General features: G+C 69.9%; 5 protein-coding genes and 1 pseudogene. 3 read left to right on the top strand and 3 right to left on the bottom strand.

Going from position 1 to position 5,499, the window contains the following annotated elements; all coding sequences use genetic code 11:
* The 3 genes from EST92_RS31455 to EST92_RS31745 form a co-directional block, all read left to right on the top strand.
* A partial coding sequence (locus EST92_RS31455; protein WP_161981809.1) for a hypothetical protein occupies positions 1 to 418 on the top strand: 418 nt, incomplete at its 5' end.
* A 363-nt stretch (positions 419 to 781) separates the two neighbouring features.
* Positions 782 to 1,129, top strand: coding sequence for a PadR family transcriptional regulator (locus tag EST92_RS30830; RefSeq protein WP_129283963.1), 348 nt, complete (start codon positions 782 to 784; stop codon positions 1,127 to 1,129).
* On the top strand, positions 1,126 to 1,854 hold the full coding sequence (locus EST92_RS31745) for a hypothetical protein (protein WP_174244184.1): 729 nt from the start codon (positions 1,126 to 1,128) through the stop codon (positions 1,852 to 1,854). Before EST92_RS30830 ends, EST92_RS31745 begins: the two co-directional genes overlap by 4 nt.
* A gap of 340 nt (positions 1,855 to 2,194) precedes the next feature.
* Here EST92_RS31745 and EST92_RS30820 read toward each other — a convergent pair whose 3' ends face one another.
* The 3 genes and pseudogenes from EST92_RS30820 to EST92_RS30810 form a co-directional block, all read right to left on the bottom strand.
* Positions 2,195 to 3,712, bottom strand: a complete 1,518-nt coding sequence (locus EST92_RS30820; protein WP_129283962.1) for an FAD-dependent oxidoreductase — start codon at positions 3,710 to 3,712, stop codon at positions 2,195 to 2,197.
* A gap of 246 nt (positions 3,713 to 3,958) precedes the next feature.
* Positions 3,959 to 4,720: a DUF4232 domain-containing protein gene (locus EST92_RS30815; protein WP_129283961.1), complete on the bottom strand. Its 762-nt coding sequence runs from the start codon at positions 4,718 to 4,720 to the stop codon at positions 3,959 to 3,961.
* A gap of 239 nt (positions 4,721 to 4,959) precedes the next feature.
* Positions 4,960 to 5,284: pseudogene (locus tag EST92_RS30810) on the bottom strand (hypothetical protein); the annotation flags it as partial.
* Between the last annotated feature and the right edge of the window lie 215 nt (positions 5,285 to 5,499).

The following is a 5,499-nucleotide window of genomic DNA, read 5'->3' as shown; positions in this document are numbered from 1 at the left end:
CACCCCGTCCTCCCACTCCACGCCCCCGCGACCGACCACGGTCCCCGGCTACACCGCCGCCTACACGAACCGCGAACTCACCTCCCCCGACTCCGACTACGAGTTCGATCTCAAAGCCGGCAAGGTGACCCAGAACAACTCCACCTGGTACCTGGGCCGCGAGGACGGCGAGTACTACATCCCCGACGACAGCACCGCCTATATCCCACCCACCGAGCCCCTCACCCTCCCCGACTGCCTCAAAGGCATCAACACCCAGCCCGCCTCCACCCTGCCCTTCACCACCCTGCGCGCCGACCGCACCTTCTGCGTCCGCGCGCACGGCGGCCAGGACATTGCCATCATCCGCACGCTCACCAACGGTTCGAACGACGACCCGGTAAAGGTCTCCATCACCCACTACCGCTACTCCGACTGAGCCTGATCAACCCGACCCGCACTTCGGCGGGCTCTGGTGCCTGCTCTGGTTCCTCATCGGTCGCCACGACGCCGAGCGCCGGCTGGGCATCGGCTGATGCCAAGGGCGCCGCATCGGCGGCGCCTGGGCTCGCATCGTGAAAGGGCCCTGATTCCCGAGCTCAGAGCGTGGGTTCGGTTCCCGTCACCCGCTCCATGGTGAAGGCTCAGGTCGGCGACCTGGGCCTTGTTTGTTGGCCAGACCTCTCCGGGGCGCGGGCGTGCCGCCTCCGGCAGGCCAGCCTTGGCGCGGGCCCTGCGCCACGCACTACCTTGCACTGCACTACCTTGCAGTGCATGACTCATGCTGTGTAAGGTACTGGCCATGGAAGAGACGTCCACCCCCCGCGGACAGTGGCTGCGAGGGGTGCTGGATATGTGCCTGCTGGCCTTGATGGCGGAGGCCCCGGTCTACGGGTACGAGATGACCGTCCGGCTCGCACAGGCCGGACTCGACGTCGCGGACGGCTCCATCTACCCGGCACTGGCGCGCCTGCGTAAGCGCGAGCTGGTCGAGATCGAACGCCGCAGCGGGGGCGGGGGCCCCGCCCGTACCTACTACAGGCCCAGCGAAGCCGGCATGCGGATGCTCCGGGCGTGGAGCCGTGACTGGGGCGAATTCGCCACGAGCATCGGCTCCCTCATCGGCCCACCTGCGCGGGAGGAATCATGACACTGACGGTCGAGGACGCGATACACCAGGCCACGGAGACGTGGCGTCGCCTCGGAGTCGAACAGCACACGGCCGATGAGATGGCTGAGGAGCTGGCGGCGGACCTGGCTGCCGCCTCCGCGGACGGCCGCTCGGTCGCGGACTACATCGGCGGGGACATCGAGGCACTGGCCACCTCCTGGGCGGACGAACGCGGTCTGCTGCCGGTGCGGCGGCACCTGAAGGAGACCGCCATCGCGGCGGCCCAGGGCGCCGCGCTCCCCGCCCTTGCCGCCCTCGCCTTTTGGTTTGTGTGCTGGTCCCACCTCCTCGACCCCAGCAGCGAATCCCTGCGGACCACGGTCGACGGACAGGTGCTGCGGGAGGTGCACCGGTTCCCCGATCCCGGCGTTCCTTTGATGTGGGTGGGCTTGCCCGTGTGCGTGCTTGTCGCCTTCTTCTTGATCCGGCGCGCCGTGCGCGGGACGCTCCGGCACCATCACGCCCCCGTGGTCGAAGCGACCATGCAGGCCCTGACCAAGGCTCTTCCCGTCATTCTCATGGCAGCGGCCGTGCTGGGCGTCGCGATCGGCCTCTTCGGTGCCTCCGTAGTGGGGTACTACCAGGTCCTCTTCACCGTCCCCGGCGCGCTGGCCGGAATGATCGGCGCCGTCGCCGCCGGCGCCGCCTGGATCCGCCACCGCACCTGCCCGACCGTGACGGCCACCAGTTCCACTTTTGCGTGAGATCGCAAGGCCGGTCACACCACCGCTCGTAACGGGCCGGTCCGGATGCCGGAGCCCCCACTCGCCCGCGACGCGCAGCGGGTAGCCGAACCCGAGGCCGTCTTCGCTCTCCAGCCGTTGGCAGTCGGTGATCGAATCGCCGGTGAACATCACGGTGCTTCCCGGTCGGACAGTGATCGTCAATGCGCTCCTTGAACTCGGGTGAGGAGAGGAGAGGGGACGAAAGCGGATGGGAACGTTGATATTGCGGTGAGGGAAATCGCAGCGGAGTGGGTCCCTTTGGGGCCTTTTGGCACCCGCAGGAACGAAGACGACCGCTGGGGAGGGCGGGGTGGCTGCTTCAGATTGCCGGAGGACCGAACCAATGGCCGGCGGCCCGCTCGAACGCTTCACGATCGGGGGCGCTCTCACCGGCCCAGGCGACGACTCCGTCGGGGCGGACGAGCACCGCACCCGATCCGAGGTCGTTTCTCGCCGGACCGGCTGCGTACCGCATCCGGCTCTCCCAACCCGTCGCTGCACCGCGCAGGCATCCGTCGGTGCTGAAATCGAGCGCGACGCCCCGTCCGTCCCGCATCAGGTCGCCGAGGCGAGGGCCGTTTTCGAGGCGGAAGTCCGGCGCGCTGCGGCCGACCAGTGGATGCTCGCTGCCGAGGTCGTAACGGATCGACGATCCCGACATCCTCGCGAACGCGTAGGTCGTTCCGTCACGGGTCCCGATCAGGTCGCGCACCACTCCTTGGACCGCCTGGCCGTGCGGGTCCGGCCGCATGACCGCCACCTGGGCACGCGACCAGTCGAGCACCCCCGCGCCGACCGGATGGCGCTCGCGGGTGTAGGTGTCGAGCAGCCCGTCCGGCGCGTGCCCGTGCACGGTCGCCGCGAGCTTCCACCCCAGGTTCATGGCATCGCCGATGCCGGTGTTGAGTCCCTGCCCGCCAAGGGGGGAGTGGATGTGAGCGGCGTCGCCCGCGAGCAGGACGCGTCCCCGCCGGTAGGCCGTGGTCTGCATCGCCCGATCGGTGAAGCTGGAGGCGAGGTGGACGTCGCTCAACGTCACGTCGGTGCCGGACACCCGGCGCAACACCGCCTGGAGATGGTCGCGAGTCGGCTGCTGCGAGCGATCGAACGCGCCGCCGTCGAAGTCCATCACGGCGATGTGCCCATGCGGGAGCCGGAGGTACATGCCGGTGGGCGTCAGGTTGATCCCGAAGCCCAGCTTCTCGCCGTCGGCGACGGTGGCCTGCATGGTGTAGCCCGTGAACTGTGGCTCGGTGCCGACGAATTCGAAGCCCGCGAGCCCACGCACCGCACTGCGCCCGCCATCGCAGCCGACGACCCAGCGCGCCGCGTACTCCCGCTCGCCGGCTCGCGCGACCGCGCTCTCCTCGTTCTGGGCGAGGGCTGAGACCGTGACGCCGTACCTGATCTCCACACCGAGCCGGGATGCCTGCTCGGACAGCAGCGTTTCGACCGCTTCGAGGTGTGTCAGCATGCCCTCCCTCGCCGGGCCGGGAAGGCGGTACGGCAGGGCGGCGACGTCGACCTGGGCAGGATCGAGCACCATGCCGGCGAAATGGCCCACGCCCCGAGGGGGTGCCGGCTCGCGCGCGTCGGGGTCCGCGCCGGGATCGTCGTGGACGCCCGATGCCGTCAGCAGCTGGTGCAGCATCCCGCGGCGGTAGAACGCCTCGACCGACGCGGCGGACAGGCCCCGCATCCCGAGCGGCATCGCCTTGAACGGGGAGTGGGGCTCCGGCTCCCGATCGAGCACCAGGACAGAGCAGCCCGCGAGGCCAAGCTCGCAAGCCAGGAACAGACCGACCGGGCCGGCGCCCACGATCACTACGTCATGCACGAGAGATCCCCTTCCCCCCCACAGCCGGATGGGCACCCGGCAGGTCCCCTCGAAAGGTGCCGGGCTCCACCGACACCGGGCCGACAGCCCCGACATGCCGCCGACATGCCTCCGACACCACGGCCACGCCGCTCGGAGCGTCAGACCGCCGGCAGCAAGCTTGCCGACCACCCCGTCAAGCCCCTTGGGGCGGGAGGAGGTGGTCGGCTCGTGTGACAGGGCAGTGCCGGGGCAGTGCCGCGGTCGTCAGCCGATGGGGTTGACGAAGGTGCCGGGGTGGGTGGCGCCGCGCTGGTCGACGAGGGTGCCCCAGGGCCACGCGATGGTGATCGACTTGGTCTCGTTGGGCGGGGTGATCTCCGCGAAGGCGGGCTGGTAGAAGCCCTCGTCTTCCTTGGTCATGGCGAGGTTGATCGTGAAGTCGGTGCTGTCCCCCGGCTCCAGGGTGAGCGAGCCGTGCTTGGCCGACGAGCGGGCCAGCGACCAGCGCTCGCCGCCGTTCTCGGACTTGAGGTCCACGCCCGGGAAGCCGCCGATCTTGCAGGTGCGGCCGCCCTTGTTGGTCAGCACGACGCTGGTGGTCGTCGACCCGCCCGCGTTCGGGTCCGGGGTCGCGTCCTCGCCCGTGGCGAACGCCGCCTTCAGACCGGAGGTGTGACAGCGCTCGACGCCCGAGGCCGCCCCGCTACCGCCGGTGGCGTGCGCGTTGCCCGCCTGCCGGCCCGCGGCGCCCGTCTTGGTTCCCGCCTCGGTGCCGGCCTTGGCACCGGAATCCGTCTTGACGTCGGAACCCTGCGCTCCGGCGGAGGAGCCCGCGCCGCTGGACTCGGCGGGGCGCGCGCCGCCGGCATCGGCGGCCACGCCCGTGTCCTGCTGACCCGCGGGCTTGGAGGCGGCGTCCGAGCCGGAGCAGGCGGTCAGGGAAAGCGCGGCGGCTGCGGTCAGGGCTGCGGCGGCCAGGCGCACGGTGCGGCGACGGGCGGTGCGGGCAGTGGTGTTGGCGCTCATTTCGGGTCCCCCATGGCGGTCGGTGTCGCTGTTTCCTCGGTACGTCACCCACTCTGGCCGGGGCCGCTATCGCAAGGCTGCCGCGCCGCTAACATCCGGCAAACGCGGGTGTGAGTGCACAGGTGAGGACGTCCAGAAGTACCCGGGCGTAATGGACTCATGAGCCTTCGTCAGTTGTTCTGGGCGCAAGCACGGGTGCTCCTTTGTTGCGCGCAGGGTTGTGCGGAGGGGCGGCGGGGTCAGCTGTCGAGGCGGGTGCGGATTGCGGAGACGAGTTCGGTGATGCCCTGTTCCTTCAGCACGCTGTAGTGGTCGCCGTCGAGGTCGACCACCTTGGGGAGCGGCGGAGTAGCCGGAGCTGCCCTCGATGAACGAGTAGTCGTCCCCGGCGGCCTTGAAGAGGGTCACGGGTGCGCTCACGCGGCGCTCGGCCAACTCGCGGAAGCTGTACTCGAACTCATACGTTTCCTTGAAGATCCGGGTGATCCTCCGGATCAACTGCGCGTCCGGGGCGGGGAGCAGGCCGTGGACGAACGACACGAAGCCGTCCTCGTCCCGCGCTGCCGTCAGGCACCGGTCAGGTCGGGGCCGCTGTAGAGGGCAAGGCAGCCGGAGCACGGCGGTCATTGGCACTTGTGGTGGCGGCACTTGGGGAGCAGTGTCGGGGCTTCCGTTGTGGGGGCGGGAGTGGGGCTCGTCTTCTTGCCGGGCTTGCCGTCGCTGGGGCCCGTGCCGTTCCTGTCGGTTTTTCCGTCCTTCTTGTCGGGGGTGGGGGACGG

The organism is Streptomyces sp. TM32 (assembly GCF_004122755.1).
Taxonomy (GTDB): domain Bacteria; phylum Actinomycetota; class Actinomycetes; order Streptomycetales; family Streptomycetaceae; genus Streptomyces; species Streptomyces sioyaensis.
Note: the sequence above shows the minus strand (reverse complement) of the source record. Positions and strands in the feature narration are given on the sequence as shown.